Source organism: Mycoplasma sp. 527, from assembly GCF_053851595.1.
Genome location: NZ_JBSQAY010000001.1, coordinates 168,247 through 188,326 on the forward strand (window position 1 = coordinate 168,247; position 20,080 = coordinate 188,326).

Annotated in this window: 14 protein-coding genes and 2 tRNA genes; 10 read left to right on the forward strand and 6 right to left on the reverse strand. The window is 25.7% G+C overall.

Annotated features, from left to right (window positions below; all coding sequences use genetic code 4):
- Positions 1 to 412: 412 nt before the first annotated feature.
- Positions 413 to 3,382 carry an AAA domain-containing protein gene (locus ACWXVQ_RS00765; RefSeq protein ID WP_456013207.1) on the reverse strand — a complete coding sequence of 990 codons (2,970 nt, stop codon included), beginning with the start codon at positions 3,380 to 3,382 and terminating at the stop codon, positions 413 to 415.
- A gap of 572 nt (positions 3,383 to 3,954) precedes the next feature.
- Here ACWXVQ_RS00765 and ACWXVQ_RS00770 point away from each other — a divergent pair.
- The 6 genes from ACWXVQ_RS00770 (at position 3,955) to ACWXVQ_RS00795 (ending at position 12,034) form a co-directional block, all read left to right on the forward strand.
- Complete coding sequence (locus ACWXVQ_RS00770; RefSeq protein WP_456013208.1) at positions 3,955 to 4,323, forward strand: hypothetical protein; 369 nt, start codon at positions 3,955 to 3,957, stop codon at positions 4,321 to 4,323.
- Entirely contained in the window at positions 4,274 to 5,569 is a 1,296-nt protein-coding gene (locus tag ACWXVQ_RS00775; protein WP_456013209.1) for a site-specific DNA-methyltransferase, read from the forward strand. The genes ACWXVQ_RS00770 and ACWXVQ_RS00775 overlap by 50 nt, the downstream gene beginning before the upstream one ends.
- Positions 5,556 to 7,889, forward strand: a complete 2,334-nt coding sequence (locus ACWXVQ_RS00780) for a DEAD/DEAH box helicase family protein (protein ID WP_456013210.1) — start codon at positions 5,556 to 5,558, stop codon at positions 7,887 to 7,889. Before ACWXVQ_RS00775 ends, ACWXVQ_RS00780 begins: the two co-directional genes overlap by 14 nt.
- Before the next feature lie 186 nt (positions 7,890 to 8,075).
- On the forward strand, positions 8,076 to 8,450 hold the full coding sequence (locus ACWXVQ_RS00785; RefSeq protein WP_456013211.1) for a hypothetical protein: 375 nt from the start codon (positions 8,076 to 8,078) through the stop codon (positions 8,448 to 8,450).
- Positions 8,395 to 9,714, forward strand: coding sequence for a site-specific DNA-methyltransferase (locus ACWXVQ_RS00790; RefSeq protein ID WP_456013213.1), 1,320 nt, complete (start codon positions 8,395 to 8,397; stop codon positions 9,712 to 9,714). Before ACWXVQ_RS00785 ends, ACWXVQ_RS00790 begins: the two co-directional genes overlap by 56 nt.
- Positions 9,701 to 12,034 carry a DEAD/DEAH box helicase family protein gene (locus ACWXVQ_RS00795; RefSeq protein ID WP_456013215.1) on the forward strand — a complete coding sequence of 778 codons (2,334 nt, stop codon included), beginning with the start codon at positions 9,701 to 9,703 and terminating at the stop codon, positions 12,032 to 12,034. Before ACWXVQ_RS00790 ends, ACWXVQ_RS00795 begins: the two co-directional genes overlap by 14 nt.
- Positions 12,035 to 12,283: 249 nt before the next feature.
- Here ACWXVQ_RS00795 and ACWXVQ_RS00800 read toward each other — a convergent pair whose 3' ends face one another.
- The 3 genes from ACWXVQ_RS00800 to ACWXVQ_RS00810 all read right to left on the reverse strand — a co-directional run bounded on the left by ACWXVQ_RS00800 (position 12,284) and on the right by ACWXVQ_RS00810 (position 13,141).
- Entirely contained in the window at positions 12,284 to 12,883 is a 600-nt protein-coding gene (locus tag ACWXVQ_RS00800) for an FMN-dependent NADH-azoreductase (protein WP_456013217.1), read from the reverse strand.
- A 107-nt stretch (positions 12,884 to 12,990) separates the two neighbouring features.
- Positions 12,991 to 13,064, reverse strand: a tRNA-Gly gene (locus tag ACWXVQ_RS00805).
- 3 nt (positions 13,065 to 13,067) lie between these two features.
- Positions 13,068 to 13,141 (reverse strand) — tRNA-Gly (locus ACWXVQ_RS00810).
- A gap of 283 nt (positions 13,142 to 13,424) precedes the next feature.
- Between ACWXVQ_RS00810 and ACWXVQ_RS00815 the strand changes: the two genes are divergently transcribed.
- Genes ACWXVQ_RS00815 through ligA form a run of 4 tightly spaced genes read left to right on the forward strand, consistent with a single transcriptional unit; the run spans position 13,425 to position 18,203 of the window.
- Positions 13,425 to 14,228 carry an energy-coupling factor transporter ATPase gene (locus ACWXVQ_RS00815; RefSeq protein ID WP_438340827.1) on the forward strand — a complete coding sequence of 268 codons (804 nt, stop codon included), beginning with the start codon at positions 13,425 to 13,427 and terminating at the stop codon, positions 14,226 to 14,228.
- Positions 14,213 to 15,229 (forward strand): ATP-binding cassette domain-containing protein, encoded by a 1,017-nt coding sequence (locus tag ACWXVQ_RS00820; RefSeq protein ID WP_455966195.1) that lies wholly within the window; start codon positions 14,213 to 14,215, stop codon positions 15,227 to 15,229. Before ACWXVQ_RS00815 ends, ACWXVQ_RS00820 begins: the two co-directional genes overlap by 16 nt.
- Positions 15,230 to 15,244: 15 nt before the next feature.
- Positions 15,245 to 16,195: a CbiQ family ECF transporter T component gene (locus ACWXVQ_RS00825; protein ID WP_438340829.1), complete on the forward strand. Its 951-nt coding sequence runs from the start codon at positions 15,245 to 15,247 to the stop codon at positions 16,193 to 16,195.
- Between the two features lies 1 nt (position 16,196).
- Positions 16,197 to 18,203 (forward strand): NAD-dependent DNA ligase LigA, encoded by a 2,007-nt coding sequence (gene ligA / locus ACWXVQ_RS00830; RefSeq protein ID WP_456013219.1) that lies wholly within the window; start codon positions 16,197 to 16,199, stop codon positions 18,201 to 18,203.
- On the opposite strand, the gene ACWXVQ_RS00835 is transcribed toward ligA, so the two are convergent.
- Together ACWXVQ_RS00835 and ACWXVQ_RS00840 are read right to left on the reverse strand one after the other, a co-directional pair.
- Positions 18,189 to 19,544, reverse strand: coding sequence for an MAG0480 family ComEC-like protein (locus tag ACWXVQ_RS00835; RefSeq protein WP_456013220.1), 1,356 nt, complete (start codon positions 19,542 to 19,544; stop codon positions 18,189 to 18,191). The genes ligA and ACWXVQ_RS00835 overlap by 15 nt on opposite strands.
- Positions 19,469 to 19,984 carry an MAG0490 family ComEA-like DNA-binding protein gene (locus ACWXVQ_RS00840; RefSeq protein WP_444705131.1) on the reverse strand — a complete coding sequence of 172 codons (516 nt, stop codon included), beginning with the start codon at positions 19,982 to 19,984 and terminating at the stop codon, positions 19,469 to 19,471. Before ACWXVQ_RS00840 ends, ACWXVQ_RS00835 begins: the two co-directional genes overlap by 76 nt.
- Between the last annotated feature and the right edge of the window lie 96 nt (positions 19,985 to 20,080).

Consider the following 20,080-nt stretch of genomic DNA (forward strand, 5'->3'; position numbering starts at 1 on the left):
CTATGTTTTTAAGCAAATTATCAATTGATTCATCACCATACACTTGCTTGTATACAAATCGTTTTTATTTTCTATCGAGTCTGTTAAAGTTTTTTCTACTTTTTGGTTATTATTTTTTGTAAAAATTTTTAGCTTTTCCTTTGTTGTTTCTATTACATTTAATTTAGATTTTTTAATTAGTTCTTCAACATTGCTAAAACTAAATTGATTAGTTGGGCTTTTATTAGAGGTGTTTGACTATCTTTTGTATATTTGTAAATCATTCCTTTTGGGCTCTTTATGAAAATTAAAAATAACTAGATTCTTTTTTACAATATCCTTATATTAAAAACCTAGGAAAAATATCGGTTCTTAAATAACTTGACTTGGCATTTAAAATATATATAAATAAACTCAATATTCATATAATTTTTTATTGTTCATTTACAATTTCTAGGTGTTTTAAGCAAGCTTTAATTACATCACTATTGAGTGATTCATATACTTCCTTATCGCCAATTATATAAAACTCCTCTTTTGCACGTGTTACTGCTACGTTCATAATATTTGGATTATTGCTGCCAACAGCTCATTGAGCAGAATTTATACTATCTTTATCGCAACCTAGCACTAAAAAAACAATTTTAGCTTCTTTTCCTTGGAAAGTATGCACTGTTCCTATATTCCTTTTATTAATTATATCGTTGAGATTTCTCTCGAGTTCTTTTACTATTGCTTTAAAAGGAGAAATAATAAAGACATCTTTTAAATTTGCATCACGGTTTTTTATTTTAAATAAATATTTTTTTAAAACTTGACATTGTTCTTTTACATAATGTTTGTTTATGGCTTTTCCTTTAACATGGAGCCAAAATCCGTTGTAGCTTTTTTGTTTACTGTTTTCTTTTCCTTGGACCATATTTCCTTCATAGGAAATTTCGTTTGAAATATCAAACATTGGACTTAGACATCTTCTATGTACTCAAAGAGGTATGCCAATCCAATCTCCGTTTCTCTTATAAAATCCATATTTGCTATGATTATCAACAATTTCTTGCACCGAGCTATTAAGACCATAAGGCAATTTATATTTTTCTTTTATTCATTTTAAGGTATTTTGGTCTAATACTGAAACTGGTTCAATTTGCGATGGATCACCAACAGCAATAATATTCTTCGTTCTAAAAATTGCACCTACCGCTGCTTGTGGAACGGCTTGGCCCGCCTCATCTATAAACAAAAATCCCATTGATTCTTTTGGAAAATTCTTATACATTGTCCTTATGCTTGCAAAGGTTGAACTAATTGCGGGTACAGCCATATTAATTCAATTTCATGCTTCCACTAAACACTCGCATTTATCAATAGTTTTTCCTTTGATTTTATTATTTCATATTTTAACGGCGCTTTTTAAAGTCTCCCTATTTTCATATAAAAATTGTCTTCTGACTTTTAGCGCCAAAATAAACAATTTTGATTGTTTGATTCTAAAATTCTTGTTAAATCATGGGTTACTTTTTTGAAATACATTGTTGTCATTAATTGCATTAAATTTATTAATTTTCTTATTGATAAAAAAATCTTCGATTTTATTTTTTTGATCTAGCATTTTATTGATACTATCGATTTTTTTGCCTATGTTATTCTTTTTAGATTCGAGAGATAATAGTGAGTCGCATATTTTAACGCGTTGGTTTAAATAGGAGTTTAATTTTTCATTAAATTCTTTGTATTTCTTTGTTTTAAATAATTTACTTATTCAGCTTGGTTTTTGCAGTTTTAAATTTTCGATAGATTTGTTTATATTTTTTAATTCATTTTGGTTATTATTTATTAAGTTTATTATCTCTTTTTGGCTTTCATTAATTGCGTTTTTAATTGATTCAATATTAAGATTTCTATTTTCAAATTTATCGTCAGGTTTATCCTTCGTGAAATCGTCAATTAAAGCTTGTATTTCTAATTCTATTTTAGCTAAAAGGTTTATGTGCATTTGTATATCATTTTGTGCTTTTTTAATGTCATTATATAAATTTAAAAAATCTTGATATACATTTGAATTGTTATTTTCTTGCTGGTATATTTCTTTTATGATATTTTCGACAGCTTTTATTATTTCTATAATATTCTTCTTTTTGCCGCCTTCTAATGAAAAAAGACCTCATTTTTCTTTTGTGATTTTATGCTTATTGGAAATACTTTCATTATTATCTCTTTCTTCAGTTATTGCATTAGCAGTTTTGTAAAAATAATCAGCATTCTTTATCTCATTTGCTAGATCTTTGTCAACATTTTCCAATAGAGGCAATTCGTTTACTATATTTTGCACAGCCCCATTATTTGAACTTGCTATTAAAATGCTCTTATTTGCAATTTGTGTAGGCAAAATTTTAATTTCTTTATAAAAAACATCCTTAATTATCTTTGAATCTAGCTTGCATATTTCGAGAGATTGTTGAGTAATTAGCTCAGCAAATATATCCTTTAGTAGGGTTGTTTTTCCTGTTCCTGGAGGTCCATTTACACTTTTCATTTTAATATTTTCATAGTTTTTACTTGTCGATAGATTTACTGCAATTTGTTGCATTAATGAAAGCGCATATTCTACATTGCTTGGAAATCTTGAACATGGATAATTCTTAGGATCTAAAATTTCTTTGATTTGTTTAATACCATCAACTTGTTTATTATCTAAATTTATTTTTATTAATTCATTGCTATTTTCTTCTTTTGATGATGATAAATATTTGTCTAGATTTTGTGTTGATATTCCTTTAGCTTCTACTAGGTCATCAATAAAAAATGAATGCAATAAGGCATCATCTTCATCATCATTTACTATTTTATATCTGGAAAGATTAACATCAATATTGTAATTTTGTATTAATTTTTGAAATGCTTTATTAAAAAATGCTTTTAAATCTTCGGTTTCTTTCTTTTTAAATATATTTTCAATATCATCTGAAAGTTCATGTTCTTTTTCTTTAAATTTAGACATAGAATTAAATTCTAAATCACTCTTGGTCTCTCTAATATATGCACTTCAAGTATAGAAAGTGCATTGTTTTTCTATTTCAAGATTATTATTAAAACGTATAGCAAAACTGAATTTATTATTTCCTATTGATTCTAATTCATCATCATTAATTTTAGTATTATGTTTTTTGTTTAGAAGATCAATTAGTTCTTTTGAATTAAATGTGTTAAAAATAAAAACTAAATATTTTTCCTTTTTTTGCTTAGTTTCTTGTTTTAAAATCGTATTAAAATAGTCATAATAATTATCGTTTTGTTTATCTAGTTTAATCTCGCAATAATCTTTTTTATTTCAATTACCTTCGCTAAGTTTTTCAATCATTATTCAATGCTCAAGAATATTGCTTTTAATGCTTTTAGGGTTCATTATATCTCCACAATGTAATCATATACAGGTTTAATTTTAATATTGTAAATATGACTCATCTAATCATAATATTTCTCATTATTTAAATAATTTAATATTATTAAATACATTATAGTTGATAAAATGTTTTATTTAAAGAAGTAGTTATGAAGCAGTATTTATTAGATGTCAATTTATTTTGATTTTTTGATGTATTGATATTTATAGCTCTTATAATTTATTAAATAAGATACCTGTAGAATAATGTCTTAATTTAAATTAAATCATGATATAAGAAAAAGTGCGTTTTTGCATAAAAACATTTCATATTGAAATTTTAAAATCTTTATATATATTTTGCAAATATAAATATAAATAAAAAATATATATAAGAAAACATTATTTAACTTCCGTTCCATGTATTTTTATAATAAATTAGATCTAATAAGAGAAATATTATTAATTTATAAAAACAAGATTGTATAAAAAAGAACTATTGATTAAATTGTTCAATAAAAACTGTCTTTTAATCTATTTTGATTTCTCTTATTTAGTAAAATTAATTAAATATCATAAGCTATAAGGAGATATTAATGAGTTTATTAAAAAATTACATTCAGAAAATTGATGATATTTCTTCAAAAGAATTGAACACAGACCAAAAAAGACTGGCAATAAAAATTTTAGAAAAATTTCAAGAAGACGAAAAACAACTACAATATGTTTTCTTATTTGTTGCACAAAGAATTAAAACGGGGTTTAGATTTGATGTGGCGCCTGAAAGTGATTGGCAAACAGTTGCGCTATTAGAAAAAGATGAAAAACTTAGCTTTGTTTTAGATGAAAACAAAAGCAAAGATAACACATTAATCATCGGCGAAAACTATGATGCTTTAAAGAATTTGATAGTGATTGAGAGAGAGAGAGAGAGAGAGAGAGAGAGAGCTGCCTTCGCTTGATAAATATGATGTAATTTATATTGATCCTCCTTATAATACTGAATCAACTAAAAAAGATGGTAATAGTATTGCAGATAATAATGAAGATGTTAAGGCAAAAAAATTCATTTATCGTGATAAATATTCTAGAAATGGTTGACTTAATTTAATGAATGAAAGATTACGATTAGCAAAAGAACTTCTCAAAGATGATGGAGTTATTTTTGTTTCTATCGATGATGCTGAGCAAGGCTATTTAAAAGTTTTGATGGACGAAATTTTTGGTGAAGAGAATTTTGTTTGTAATTTTATTTGGGAAAAAAATTATTCTCCAAAAAGTAATAATCATTACGTTTCTGTTAATCACGATTATATTCTGTGTTATTTAAAAAATAAGCAAATAGTAACTAAATTTAATCGTTTAGAACGCAATGAAAAAAATAATAAAATGTATAAATTTAGTGATGAAAAAGGAAGATATAAAATAGCTGATTTAACAAGAAATTCTAATAATAAATTTGACATTGTCTGAAATAAAAAAGTTTATAAGTGCCCGGAAAATTCTGGGTGATTATTTTCAGAAAAAAAGATTTATGAATTGATAAGAGAAAATAAGATATACCTGCCAGATGATGCCACGAAAAGACCAGGTTTAAAAAGATATTTATCTGATGTTAGAGATATTATATCTAAGACAATTTTGGGGTATGAAATTGTAGGACATACGCAGGATTCAAAAAATGAAATAAGAGATATCCTATATAAAAATGCTTTTGAAACACCTAAACCTATAAAATTAATAAAATATTTGATTAGACTTCATAGTGATAAAAAAAATATTCGTGTCCTTGACTTCTTTGCCGGATCAGGAACCACAGCTCATGCGGTTTTAGAATTAAATCGCGAAGATGGTGGCAATAGAACCTTCACTCTTGTTACAAATAACGAAAATAACATTGGTATAGATGTAAACTATGAAAGACTTTATAGAATAAACCACGGGGTTGGTACTAAAAATGAAGCCTTTGAATGAACAAAGAAAAATGAACCATATAAAGCAAATTTAAATGTCTTTAACATCAAATACTATGATGTTAGCCCGTCAAATAACGATATTAATATTGAAGACTTAACCAATAAATTAATTAATGTCTTAAAAGAGTTTGGAATAACTTCAATAGATAAAAACAATCAACAGCAATATATTAATTTATTAAATGATTTATCATCTTTAAAACCAGAGAAAAGAGAAGATAATGAATCTAACTAATTCTCAAGAAAAGGTTATTAATGCTTTAATTAATAAAACCATAAATAGTTTAGAAGAAAACAAGCAAAATTCTGTTTATTTTAAAGCCCCAACCGGGTCTGGTAAAACATTTATGATGATTAACTATATTGATAAATTAATCGAATGAAATAAGTTTAATTTTAATCAAAATTTAGTTTTTGTTATTGCAACTTTATCTAGTGCAGAGTTGCCAAAACAAATGGAAGAAAACTTCAATGAGTATAAACAATATTTAATAAATAACGATTTAAAAATTACAAGAATTGAAAGCCCTTCAAATATTAATAAAAATTCTAAAGTAGAAAAAAATTATCAGTTTTTTGCTAAACCAAATAATGTTTATATCATGGGTGGAGCATCATTTAAAGCTAATGCAATTTTAAGAGAGCAACATGCTATTGAGGCTTTTTTAGATGAAATAAAACTAAATGACTATAAATTAATTTATATTCGTGATGAAGCTCACATTGGCGCAGATACTTCAAAAAATAAAAAAGATGAAATTTCATTTGAACAAAATATGCAATCAAAGGCTGATTTTGTTATAAAAATGACAGCTACTCCAACTGATTTAAGTTTAGATCTTATTGAGCTAAGCGAAAAAGATTTATTTAACGATAAAATCAGATTATTAAAAAGCGAAAAAATTTTTAATGAAGGTATCGAAGATAATGAAGATATTTCCTATATTGATAATGATGTTATTTTAGAGCAAGCCTGCTTAAAATTCAAGGACATAAAAAAACAATATAATGATGATAAAAATGAACCGGGCTTAGTGGGCATTAATGCCGCCATGTTAATTCAAGTTGATAACGCTAGTAAAGATCCTGAAAAAGAAAAAATATTCAATGAAACCATTGATTTAATAATAAAGAAATTAGAGAAACATTCTTTATCCTGAGTAAAGTATTTTGATAAAAATGATAAAGAATCAAGTCTAAGACAAAAAGATAATTTCTCACTTAGAGATATATCTAAATACAATTCAGACACTGATGTGATAATTTTTAAAGTAGGACCAGCAACAGGCTGAAATATACCGAGAGCATGTATGCTAGTTCAGCTTAGAAATGTTTCGTCAAAAACATTAAGCGCACAAACTATCGGAAGAATAAAAAGAAATCCCAATCCCTCTTATGATTTTAGAATTAATTCAATTGCTAATAAATACTACATTTATAGCAATGTTGATAGAGATATAAATGCTCAAAGAATGCTGATTTTAAAATCTCAGTTTAAAAAAGAAAAATTTATGTATGGTTCTCTTGTTAATATCAATAAATCTAATTCTGTTTTTAATTTAGATGATTATGAAAAACAAGTTGCTAATTATTTAAATAATTATTCTATTGAAAACTTTGAAACAAAATACCGAGTATGCAAAAAAGAGTTTTGTGATAATAACTTTATAATTGCTAATCAAAAGAGTTATGGTAATAAAATAGAAATAACATTAAAGCTAAAAAATAAAATTGATATGGAATTATTTAATATAAAAACAATTAAAAATAATAAAAAAATATTTACAGAAAATATTAAAAAAGAAATAAATAGCATCTATGAAACAAAATTAAAATCAATAATGGATAAAACATTCTTTTGATTTTTAATAATTAAATATGAAATCGAAAACTTTAATGACTTTTATAAAAAGCATTTGCAAAAACAATTGGATAATCAAGAAATAAGATATGTAATAAATAATTCTAAGTTTTTACCAGATTATTTAATAGAGAGTAAAGATGATGGCGATCCAAAAACAGACAATAAATTTGCTTATCAAGAAATAAATAAAGAATTTGCAAATATTTATTTAAAATCAGAGGCTGAAAAAACATTTGTAAATGAGTTTAAGAAATGTGTATCACTGCGGCCTGAAATTAGAATTTGAGCAAAGAATCCAGTACATAGTGGAATTAATTTTGAATATATCAATAATAATTTTGACATAAGTAATAGTTATCCGGATTTTATTATCGTACACGAAAATCATTACATTTATTTGGAAATTAAAACATACAAACATGATATTGATAAAGACAAAACAAAAAAATTAATTGAAGAGTATAGAAAATATATTAATAATATTAATAATAACTTAGAATTTAAACTTACGCTCGCTATCATATTTGTAGATATTAAAGGAAATAATCTCTATGCAAATGGCGCAAGTACAATAAAAAGTCTAAATGACATGTTTTTGTCACAAAACGATAACTGAGATAAAAATGGGGAATTCTTTATAAATAATGTAAGCGTACAATTTTCGCAATTATTAACAGAAGACAAGGAATAATAAAAGTTTCATAAAAAATATTTGCTTTAGCTAATAAGATATGGCAAGAAAAAAAATAAAATAATTTAACACAAAAACAAGGTTTAACCCTTGTTTTTTAATATTTATGGGAATTTTATCTATTTTTTGCTTCATTTAAAATATAAAGTAAAATAAAATATATAAAAATTATAAGGAGACCAAAAAATGACTTTATTAGAAAGTTATATTAAAAAAATTGATGATATTTCTTCAAAAGAGTTGAACACAGATCAAAAAAATCTAGCAATAAAAATTTTGGAAAAATTCCAAGAAGACGAAAAACAACTACAATATGTTTTTCAATTCATTGTGCAAAGAATTAAAATAGGTTTTAGATTTGATGCTGCACCCGAAAGTGATTGACAAACAGTTGCCCTATTAGAAAAGGATGAAAACCTTAGCTTTGTTTTAGATGAAAACAAAAGCAAAGATAACACATTAATCATCGGCGAAAACTACGATGCATTAAAGAATTTAATAATGATTGAGAGAGAGAGAGAGAGAGAGAGAGAGAGAGAGAGAGCTGTCTTCGCTTGATAAATATGATGTAATTTATATTGACCCTCCTTATAATACCGAATCAACCAAAGATGATGGAAACAGCATTGCGGACAATAATGAAGATGTTAAGGCAAAAAAATTCATTTACCGTGATAAATATTCTCGCAATGGTTGACTTAATTTAATGAATGAAAGATTACAATTAGCAAAAGAACTTCTGAAAGATGATGGAGTTATTTTTGTTTCTATTGATGATGCTGAACAAGCTTATTTAAAAGTTTTGATGGATGAAATTTTTGGCGAGGAGAATTTTATCGTCTCATTTATATGAGAAAGAACAAATCATACAAATCAAGGAAATAGTGGCAAGAAAGTTTTTAGAAATAGCGAGTATATACACGTATATTCTAAAAATGTTTTGTTATTAGATTATTTTAACGAAGGAATTAAATTTGATTTTGATTCAGCACCTCTAAAAAATAACTCTAATAAAGAGACAGAACTTGTATTTAAAGCAAATCAAATATTCATAAAAGAAGATAATATGTTTAATTTTGAAGAATTAAGAATAAGAATAAAAAGTCGTTGAAGTCAGGAAAGAGTAAATAAAGAATTTGACAAAGGAACAAAATTCTTCTTAACTAATAAAAAAGAGCAAACCGTTAGAGTTATGTATGGGGAAGATAAACAAGGTTTTATCGTTCCTAAGTCATTATTAAATACTTCTAAATTATTTTTAGAAAAATATAACAAAGCAACTACTGAACACGGTACAAAAGAATTGAACAGCTTAATTGATTCAAATTTATTCCTATACCCAAAACCAAAAGAATTGATAATGTATTTGATTTCCTTAATTAAAAGTAAAAACATCAGAGTGTTGGATTTCTTCGCCGGATCTGGTACCACAGCTCACGCCGTTTTAGAATTAAATCGCGAAGATGGTGGCAATAGAAGCTTCACTCTTGTTACAAATAACGAAAATAACATTGGTATAGATGTAAACTATGAAAGACTTTATAGAATAAACCACGGGGTTGGTACTAAAAATGAAACTTTTGATTGAATAAAGAAAAACGAACCATATAAAGCAAATTTAAATGTTTTTAACATCAAATACTATGACATAAGTCCAACAAACAAAGATATTAATATTGAAGACTTAACCAATAAATTAATTAATGTCTTAAAAGAGTTTGGAATAACTTCAATAGATAAAAACAATCAACAACAATATATTAATCTATTAAATGATTTATCATCTTTAAGACCGGAGAAAAGAGAAGATAATGAATCTAACTAATTCTCAAGAAAAGGTTATTAATGATTTAATTAATAAAACCATAAATAGTTTAGAAGAAAACAAGCAAAATTCTGTTTATTTTAAAGCCCCAACTGGCTCTGGTAAAACATTTATGATGATTAACTATATTGATAAATTAATTGAATGAAACAAATTTAATTTTAATCAAAATTTAGTTTTTGTTATTGCAACTTTATCTAGTGCAGAGCTGCCAAAACAAATGGAAGAAAACTTCAATGAGTATAAACAATATTTAATAAATAACGATTTAAAAATTACAAGAATTGAAAGCCCTTCAAATATTAATAAAAATTCTAAAGTAGAAAAAAATTATCAGTTTTTTGCTAAACCAAATAATGTTTATATCATGGGCGGAGCATCATTTAAGGCCAACTCAATTTTAAGAGAGCAACATGCTATTGAGGCTTTTTTAGATGAAATAAAGCTAAATGACTATAAATTAATTTATATTCGTGATGAAGCTCACATTGGCGCCGATACTTCTAAAAATAAAAAAGATGAAATCTCATTTGAACACAATATGCAATCAAAGGCTGATTTTGTTATAAAAATGACAGCTACTCCAACCGATTTAAATTTAGATCTTATTGAGCTTAGCGAAAAAGATCTATTTAGCGACAAAATCAGATTATTAAAAAGTGAAAAAATCTTTAATGAAGGTATTGAAAATAATGACGACATTGCTTATATCGATAACGATATTATTCTCGAACAAGCCTGTTTAAAATTCAAGGACATAAAAAAACAATATAATGATGATAAAAATGAACCGGGCTTAGTGGGCATTAATGCCGCCATGTTAATTCAAGTTGATAACGCTAGTAAAGATCCTGAAAAAGAAAAAATATTCAATGAAACCATTGATTTAATAATAAAGAAATTAGAGAAACATTCTTTATCCTGAGTAAAGTATTTTGATCAAAATGATAAAGAATCAAGTCTAAGACAAAAAGATAATTTCTCACTTAGAGATATATCTAAATACAATTCAGACACTGATGTGATAATTTTTAAAGTAGGACCAGCAACAGGCTGAAATATACCGAGAGCATGTATGCTAGTTCAACTTAGAAATGTTTCTTCAAAAACATTAAGCGCCCAAACTATCGGAAGAATAAAAAGAAATCCCAATCCTTCGCATGATTTTAGTAATAGTTCAATTGCTAATAAATACTACATTTATAGCAATGTTGATAGAGATATAAATGACCAAAGAATGCTGATTTTAAAATCTCAGTTTAAAAAAGAAAAATTTGTGTATGGTTCTCTTGTTAATATCAATAAATCTAATTCTGTTTTTAATTTAGATGATTATGAAAAACAAGTTGCTAATTATTTAAATAATTATTCTATTGGAAACTTTGAAACAAAATACCAAGTATGCAAAGAAGAGTTTTGTGATAATAACTTTATAATTGCTAATCAAAAAAGTTATGGTAATAAAATAGAAATAACATTAAAGCTAAAAAATAAAATTGATATGGAATTATTTAATATAAAAACAATTAAGAATAATAAAAAAATATTTACAGAAAATATTAAAAAAGAAATAAATAGCATCTATGAAACAAAATTAAAATCAATAATGGATAAAACATTCTTTTGATTTTTAATAATTAAATATGAAATCGAAAACTTTAATGACTTTTATAAAAAGCATTTGCAAAAACAATTGGATAATCAAGAAATAAGATATGTAATAAATAATTCTAAATTTTTACCAGATTATTTAATAGAGAGCAAAGATGATGACGATCCAAAAACAGACAATAAATTTGCTTATCAAGAAATAAATAAAGAATTTGCAAATATTTATTTAAAATCAGAGGCTGAAAAAACATTTGTAAATGAGTTTAAGAAATGTGTATCACTGCGGCCTGAAATTAGAATTTGAGCAAAGAATCCAGTACATAGTGGAATTAATTTTGAATATATCAATAATAATTTTGACATAAGTAATAGTTATCCGGATTTTATTGTTATACAACGAAATCATTACATTTATTTGGAAATTAAAACATACAAACATGATATTGATAAAGACAAAACAAAAAAATTAATTGAAGAGTATAGAAAATATATTAATAATATTAATAATAACTTAGAATTTAAACTTACGCTCGCTATCATATTTGTAGATATTAAAGGAAATAATCTCTATGCAAATGGCGCAAGTACAATAAAAAGTCTCAACGACCTATTTTTAAAACAAAATAATAATTGAGATGAAAATGGGCAATTTTTCATAAAGGATGTAAGCGTACAATTTTTGCAATTATTAACAGAAGACAAGGAATAATAAAAGTTTCATAAAAAATATTTGCTTTAGCTAATTTATTATTATTTTGCAATAAATTATTAATATTTTTTGTTTTTGATAATTTAGATAAAATATAAATATAAGCTGTGTTAGAGAATGATTGTTCAAAATAGCTTAATTTTGCAAAAAATGATGATCTAATTTTTTACCAAAAATTTAGGCTTAAAATAAAAATAAAAAACCAAGCTTTCTCATTATTTAGAGCTTGGTTTTTAAAATTTTAAATTATTAAAAGTTCATAACCCTTTCTTTAATTTTGTTAATTTTATTTTTAATAATTTCCTCAATTGAATAAGAATTAAATGGTTCTACTTTTGTTGCGTCAATTAAAAGGGTTTCACTAACCCCTGCACCCAAGAAATTTCAGATGCCCTCTAGGTAAGAAATGTGACTTGCTCAAGGATATCAATCGCATGGAGCTCCCTGAGAAGCAATTATTTGTACCTTTAAATTAGACAGCAAACCTATTGAGCTACCTTTTTTAGCGTATTTATAAGAAAATGTCTTATTAGCAACACAAATTCGGTCGATAAAATTTTTTAACACTGCCGGAACATTAAAATTTATCATTGGGGCTGAAATAATTAATTTGTTGGTTTTTTTTAAAATATCAATATATTTACTTGATAATTCATCATTAAAAAAATCAGAAAAATTATTTGAGTTCATTGGATGTGTTGCCATTTCAAGTTCGTTTAAATCTAACTCCACAATTTCATCATTTTTGTTAATTTTTTTATATTCCTCAACGAAGCTCTTAGTAATAGCACTTGAAACAGACTTCTCTTTTGATATGGGCGAAGAATATAAAACTAATACATTAGCCATAAAACTCCTTTATTATTTATTTTTTAATATTATATAAGTTTTAATTGCCTTATTTTGAATAAATTTAGTTAAATCAAAAAAACTTGGTTTCCCAAGTTTTTTTGAAATGGTGCGGATGAAGGGAATCGGACCCTCGTATTCAGATTGGCAACCTGATGTTCTACCATTGAACTACATCCGCAACTGGTGCAAGTGATGGGAATCGAACCCACGTAGTTAGCTTGGAAGGCTAAAGTTCTACCATTAAACTACACTCGCAATTAGCGTTATATATTATAAACCATAATTTTTGTTTTATCTAAAAATATTTTTTAATTTGTTTGTTTTCAGCCAAACTATATTTTAAAAAAGCAGAATATTTATAAAAAACTATTAGTTATAAGAAATTACGACACTTGGGTTTTTGCATTAAAAGAAGATAAATAATATGTTTATAGTTGTTGATTTATATAGTTTTTTTATATATTTTATTGTATACAATAAAATGTCAATTTAAGCATTTTTGAAAAATAAAATTAATATTATATTTATAATTATCACTATGATTGAAATTAAAAAACTTTGTTATAAATATCCTGGTGCTAAAAAATATGCCTTAGATAATATTAATTTTACAATTGAAGATGGGCAATATGTTGCCATTTTGGGACATAATGGTTCAGGAAAGAGCACTTTTTCAAAACTACTTGCTGCAATTTACAAAGCTTCATCTGGGAAAATTATTATTGATGGTCTAGAAATAAATTCTGAAAATTTGGCGGAAATTAGAAAAAAAATTGGTATTGTTTATCAAAATCCAGATAATCAATTTATAGGTGCTACTGTTGAAGACGATATTGCTTTTGGCTTAGAAAATAAAAAAATGTCATATGATGAAATGAACGTAATTGTAAAAAAATATGCCAATGAAGTAGGAATGGGCAATTTTTTAGATAGGGAACCTCAAAATTTATCGGGAGGTCAAAAGCAAAGAGTGGCCATTGCTTCTACTCTTGCATTAGATCCTAAAATTATTATTTTTGATGAAATAACTTCAATGTTAGACCCTAGAGGCCGCAATGACATTTACAAAATAATTCATGATCTGCATTCCAACACCAATAAAACTTTAATTTCGATCACTCATGATATGGATGAAGCTTTGTTAGCTGATAAGTTAATTGTCTTTTCAGGTGGCCATGTGATAGCTCAAGGAAAACCTATTGAAATTTTAAATAACAAACAAATAATTGAAATTGCAAAAATAGATTCACCTTTTATATACAAACTTAGTGAAATGATTCACGGAATTGAGCCAACATATGACGATAAAAAATTATTGGAGACATTATGCAAATTAAAGTAGACAATATTTCAAAGGAATATAACAAAAAGCTTCCTACATATATTAAGGTGTTAGATGGTGTATCAGTGGAAATTAATGAATCAGAAGCAATTTCAATTATTGGACCAACTGGCTCTGGTAAAACTACATTAATAGAACATCTTAATGCATTAATATTACCCGATGAAGGTTTACTGCATTTTAGTGATGTCCCTTTGTTTAAGAAAGCCAAAAAGCCATCTAAACCAAAAAAACAAAGTGATGATAATGATGAAACATACCAAGCTAAATTAAATGAATATATAAAGAATTTAGAGAAGTTTCAAAAAACTAAAAAAAGTGATCGTGTTGAAATAGTATATACTGATATTGATATTATCAAAAGTAAAAGAAAAATCAAAAATGTTAAAGCATTAAGAAAGCAAGTTGGAGTTGTATTTCAATTTGCTGAATATCAATTATTTGAATCTACTATTGAAAAAGATATTATTTTTGGTCCCGTTTCAATGGGTATTAAAAAAGACAAAGCTAAGGAATTAGCGGCTAAATATATTGAGATGGTTGGTCTACCAATTGATTATCTTAAAAGAAGCCCCTTTGACTTATCAGGAGGGCAAAAAAGAAGAGTTGCTTTAGCAGGTATTCTTGCTATGGAACCAAGATTTCTTGTTTTGGATGAACCTACTGCTGGTTTGGACCCGCAGGGTGTTGAAGAAATGCTCCAGCTGTTTTATAATTTATATAAGCAAGGCACAACTATTATTATTGTTACACACGATTTAGATAATGCTCTTAAATGAACAAATAGAACCTTATTTGTTAAGGATGGGAAGATTATTAAAGACGGTAATACTTATGATATTTTAAGTGATAATAAACTATTATTAGATAATAATTTAATTCCCACAAAATTATTGTCATATGTAGAAAGGCTAAATAATGCTGGTTTTAATATTGGAAAAGTAACAAATATTGAAGAATTGGCAGATAAAATAAATAACATAATTAAGTGAAAAAAATAAAAAGGAGCTATAAATATGGATAAAACAATTATTGGCAAATATCTCAATATACAGACGCCAATTCATAGACTTGACCCCCGACTGAAATTTTTAGCTAACATACTATTTATAATTTTGTTTTTTATTTCTGAACATTATATTACATTATCAATTTTAGTAATTATTAGTATGGTTTTATATGGTATTTCTACTAAATCAGTAATTTCTATTTTTAAAAAAATTAAGTTTCCTATCTATATTGCTATTTTTCTCCTGGTCATTAATATGCTAACTGTTAAGGGCGCGGTGATGTATTACGAAATTGATAAATACGTTCCTCTTTCAACAGAAACAAATGCTGACGCTTTTGTGATATATCGCGGTAAATTAATAGTTAATGTAGTATATTTTGCTCCTAACAACGATGTTAATTCGATATTTCAATTATCATTATTCTCAATTCATCGAACTTTTACAATACTTTTGAGAATTTATGGCGTTGTATTAATAACAACAATTTTGACAGTAACAACAAAACCTGTTTTATTAACGAGAGCAATCAATGATCTGCTATATCCGTTAAAAATATTTAGAGTACCGACTGAAATAATTACGATGATTATATCCATTGCCTTAAGATTTATTCCTACCTTGTTAGAAGAATCAGGAAGAATTATGAAGGCGCAGTCAAGCCGAGGCGTAGATTTTAAAAATGGTAATTTTAAGGATAAAATAAAATCTTTCATTGTCCTAATGGTCCCACTTTTTGTTTCATCCTTTAATAAGGCTAATGATTTAGCTGATGCTATGACTTCAAGAGGATATGAACCATATGCAAAAAGAACCTATTATCGTCAATTAGTTCCTAATTGAAGAGATTTGATTGCTACGCTAATATTAATGACTCTAACTGCATTGGTTGTAATATGTGCTATAGACCATATTGCTTTACCATCATGGTGAATTGCTTCATTTCAAAAGGTTTAATATGAATGAGAAAGATTTTGAAACAAGAAAAAAAATACTAGAATTACAACAAAAAATAAGCCAATGAGATAAATATTATTATGATTTTGATAAACCGTTAGTTTCTGATGAAATTTATGATATTGAATTTAATCAATTAAAAAGATTGGAATTGCAATATAAACATCTTTTTTTAAAAGAAGAATTAGAGCAGTCGCCAACCAATAAAATTAATGCTAATGTATCTAAAAATTTTGCTAAGGTTAAGCATGATAAATCAATGCTTTCTTTAAATAAGGCATATACCATTGCAGAAATCCAAAAATTTATTGATAATATTAAAAAGGTAACCTCGCATTTTTCTTTTTTTATTGAACCAAAAATTGACGGGCTCTCAATTTCTATTAAATATAATCAAGGCAAGTTAATGCAAGCAGTGACAAGGGGCAATGGGTTAATTGGCGAAGATGTTACCAATAATGTTTTGCAAATAGATAATATTCCAAAAATAATTAATTATAAAAAGCCCCTTGAGGTTAGAGGTGAAATTTTTCTTCCTATTGATGAGTTTAAGAAAATAAACGAAAAATTGCTTAGTGAAAATAAAACGGCTATGGCTAATCCACGCAATGTTGCTGCTGGTACTTTACGCCAATTGGACCCACAAATTGTAAAAGAAAGAAATCTTTCATCCTTCTTATATTATGTTGTTGCACCGGAAAAACATAATATTCAAACTATGTATGAATCATTTGAATTTTTAAAAAAGTTGGGTTTTTGTGTTACAGAGCAATCAATCCTTGTTTCTTCTATTAAAGAAATAGAACAATTTATTGAGGAATTCAAGACTAAAAAGTTATTATTTAACTATGAAACTGATGGCATAGTTATAAAACTTAATGAGCTCAAATTTTATGATAAATTAGGTGAAACAGCAAAATTCCCTCATTCAGCAATTGCTTTTAAATATGAGCCCGATGTTGTTTCTACCATATTAAAAGATATTTTTATTACTGTTGGTCGGACTGGCTTAGTTACATATAACGCTTTATTGCAAGAAGTTGAATTGTCAGGAACAAAAGTATGTTTTGCAACGCTTAATAATTATGAATTTATTAAAAATCTAGATATAAATATTGGTGATGAAATATACATAAAAAAATCTGGTGAGATTATTCCATGCGTTATAGGTTTGGCTAATAAACATAATTTAGAGAAGCTAGAGCCATTTAAGGTATGCCCATATTGTAATAACGTTTTGTTATTTAATGAAACAGGATTGGAACAATATTGTTTAAATCAAGATTGCCAAGAAATAAAAGTTAGAAAACTTATTCATTTTGCTTCAAAAGAGGCGCTTGATATTAATTCACTTGGTGAAAAAAATATCATATATTTTTACAAAAATGGTTTTATAAATAATATATTGGATATCTTTAATCTTCATAAACATCGTGATGAATTAATTAAATTGGAAAGATTTGGATATTTGTCAATAAACAAAATTTTAAAATCAATTGAGGATATTAAAACTAAACCACTTGAAAATTTGATATTTGGTTTATCAATCCCATTAGTCGGAAAAAGAACTGCGAATATTATTGCTTCAAAAATTCTAAAACTAGAAAATGCCTTAAATTTTAATTTTGAAGTGTTTAAAGATTTTTATGATTTTGGTGATAAGATTACTAAACAATTAATAGAATGATTCTCCAATGAAGAAAACATAAGTTTAATTAAAAAATTAATTGAACATGGTATAAATCCATCATATGAACAAAAAGCAATAACCAATATCCTAAATAATAAATCTTTTGTTATAACAGGCAAGCTTACAAAACCTAGAAGTTATTTTGAAAAACTTATTGTGGAAAACGGCGGCGAGGTACTTTCGTCTATTTCTGCTAATATAGCCTACCTATTAATTGGCGAAAAGGCAGGAAGCAAACTATCTAAGGCACAAAAACTTGGTATAACAATAATTAATGAAGATGATTTAAAATTAATGCTAAATTTATCAAACTCCTAACCTTAGTTGGCTATGGAGTTTTATTTTATAAGTCTTTAATAAGGCTATACTAAATATAAAGCACATTAATCATGATGTATCAAATTTTATGATTATGTTTGATTCACTAATTATGTCAATGAATGCATCAAATCAAAGGATGGTATTTTCAATAATGATATTTATCCTAAAAAATAGAAGTGTAATAATGTAGTTTAAGGAAATAATTGGAATAAACAGAAGTTGAATAAAAAAAGAAAAAATATTATAGTTTTTATTAAAAGTGTGAATTATTAAAGTGGAATAAATATGGGCAATTAAAAATACCGCAATTGTTTTGACAAAATATCCTTGTTTTGTTAAAACAAAAATTGTAATAAATATGGATAGTGTAATCAAAAATGATAAAATGAAAGAGTATGAAAACATTATAAATGGATTGTAAAAAACCATTATTAAACCCGTTATTGCCAATAGCGCAATATTGTTTATTTTTTTGTTAAAAATAATTTTATTTAGATATGCTAATATTAAAAAGATTAAAGACCTTGTTGCACTTACATGAAATTCGATTGATATTAAATAAATAATCAATAGAGGAATAGCGATAAAATCTTCAATAAAATAGCCATTTTTAATTCTTCTAATTATTTTGGATATAAATAGATAAATTAAATTAAAATGAAATCCGCTAATAGTGAAAAAGTGAATAATATTAAGATCACTAAGCTTTTTATATATGTTATTAGCTTGATTATAATTGTTGAAAATGATGATATTAAGATAATCTATAACTATGTGGTTTTTTGTGTTAAAAATTGATAATTTTTCATTTTTTTTAATAAATTCAATATTTGAATTAGTGAGATTAAAAAATAGCCTATTTGCAACTTCAAACGAGCTTAAATTCTTATTTAAAATAAGTGTTCCTTTGATATGAAATGTATACTCATAGTTGTTCATAAAAGTAATATCTATAATGCTTTTGGTCTTAAAAACTTTAAAATAAGCATCTTTATATTTGAATATTAGATAGGCTTTATATTCTCTAATCATATTTAAATCATTATCTAATTTTATCCCGTCAATTTTTGCAAAAATTGACTGGTAAACTACATAGCTTAAAAAAATAATTGAGCTAAAAATGAAAAATGTAATTCAAAATTTAATATTAAAAAAATTAAAAATGCAAATCATTATTAAAGCTAGTGAAATTAAAATAATTTCAATTCTCAATATTAGTATAAATATTAAAAAAGAACTGATGGACGATATTAATAGAATATCTATATATCTATATTTTCTGTTAATATTTGATAAGTTTTTTCACCAATGCCTGGTAGTTGTAATAAATCATCTCAATTCTTAACATTCCTTTCTTTAATATATTCAAAAACTTTTTTTGCAATGTTTGTTTTAATTCCTAAATTTATTAAAATTTGCAAATCATTGATATCTGTTATCTTTAATTTTTTATTTTTAGTAAAGGGAATAAAAACTCTTTCGTTGTTTTTTAACAACTGTGATTTATTTATCTTTTGTAAATCTGCACCACTTTTTAAAATACTTTCTCTTATTAAATCAAAATAATTTGCTCCATCCTTTAAAGTATATTCACCCGGATATTCAACTGCACCTTCAATAAAAACAGTTATATAATTACTTTTAAAAGAAGATTTGTTATGATGTCATTTATCTATAATTTCTGTTTTAACTACAACGCCACTAATAAGTACAACTGATGAAATAATAAAAAATGAGGCAGTTAGAATAAATTTCTTTTTGTTTATTTTTAATTTCATAAATCAAATTTTTAATAATACACAAATGTTTTTATCTAATATGGGAAAAAATAAAGAAAGTATTAAGAAAATAAATCAAATCTCATAATAAACAAG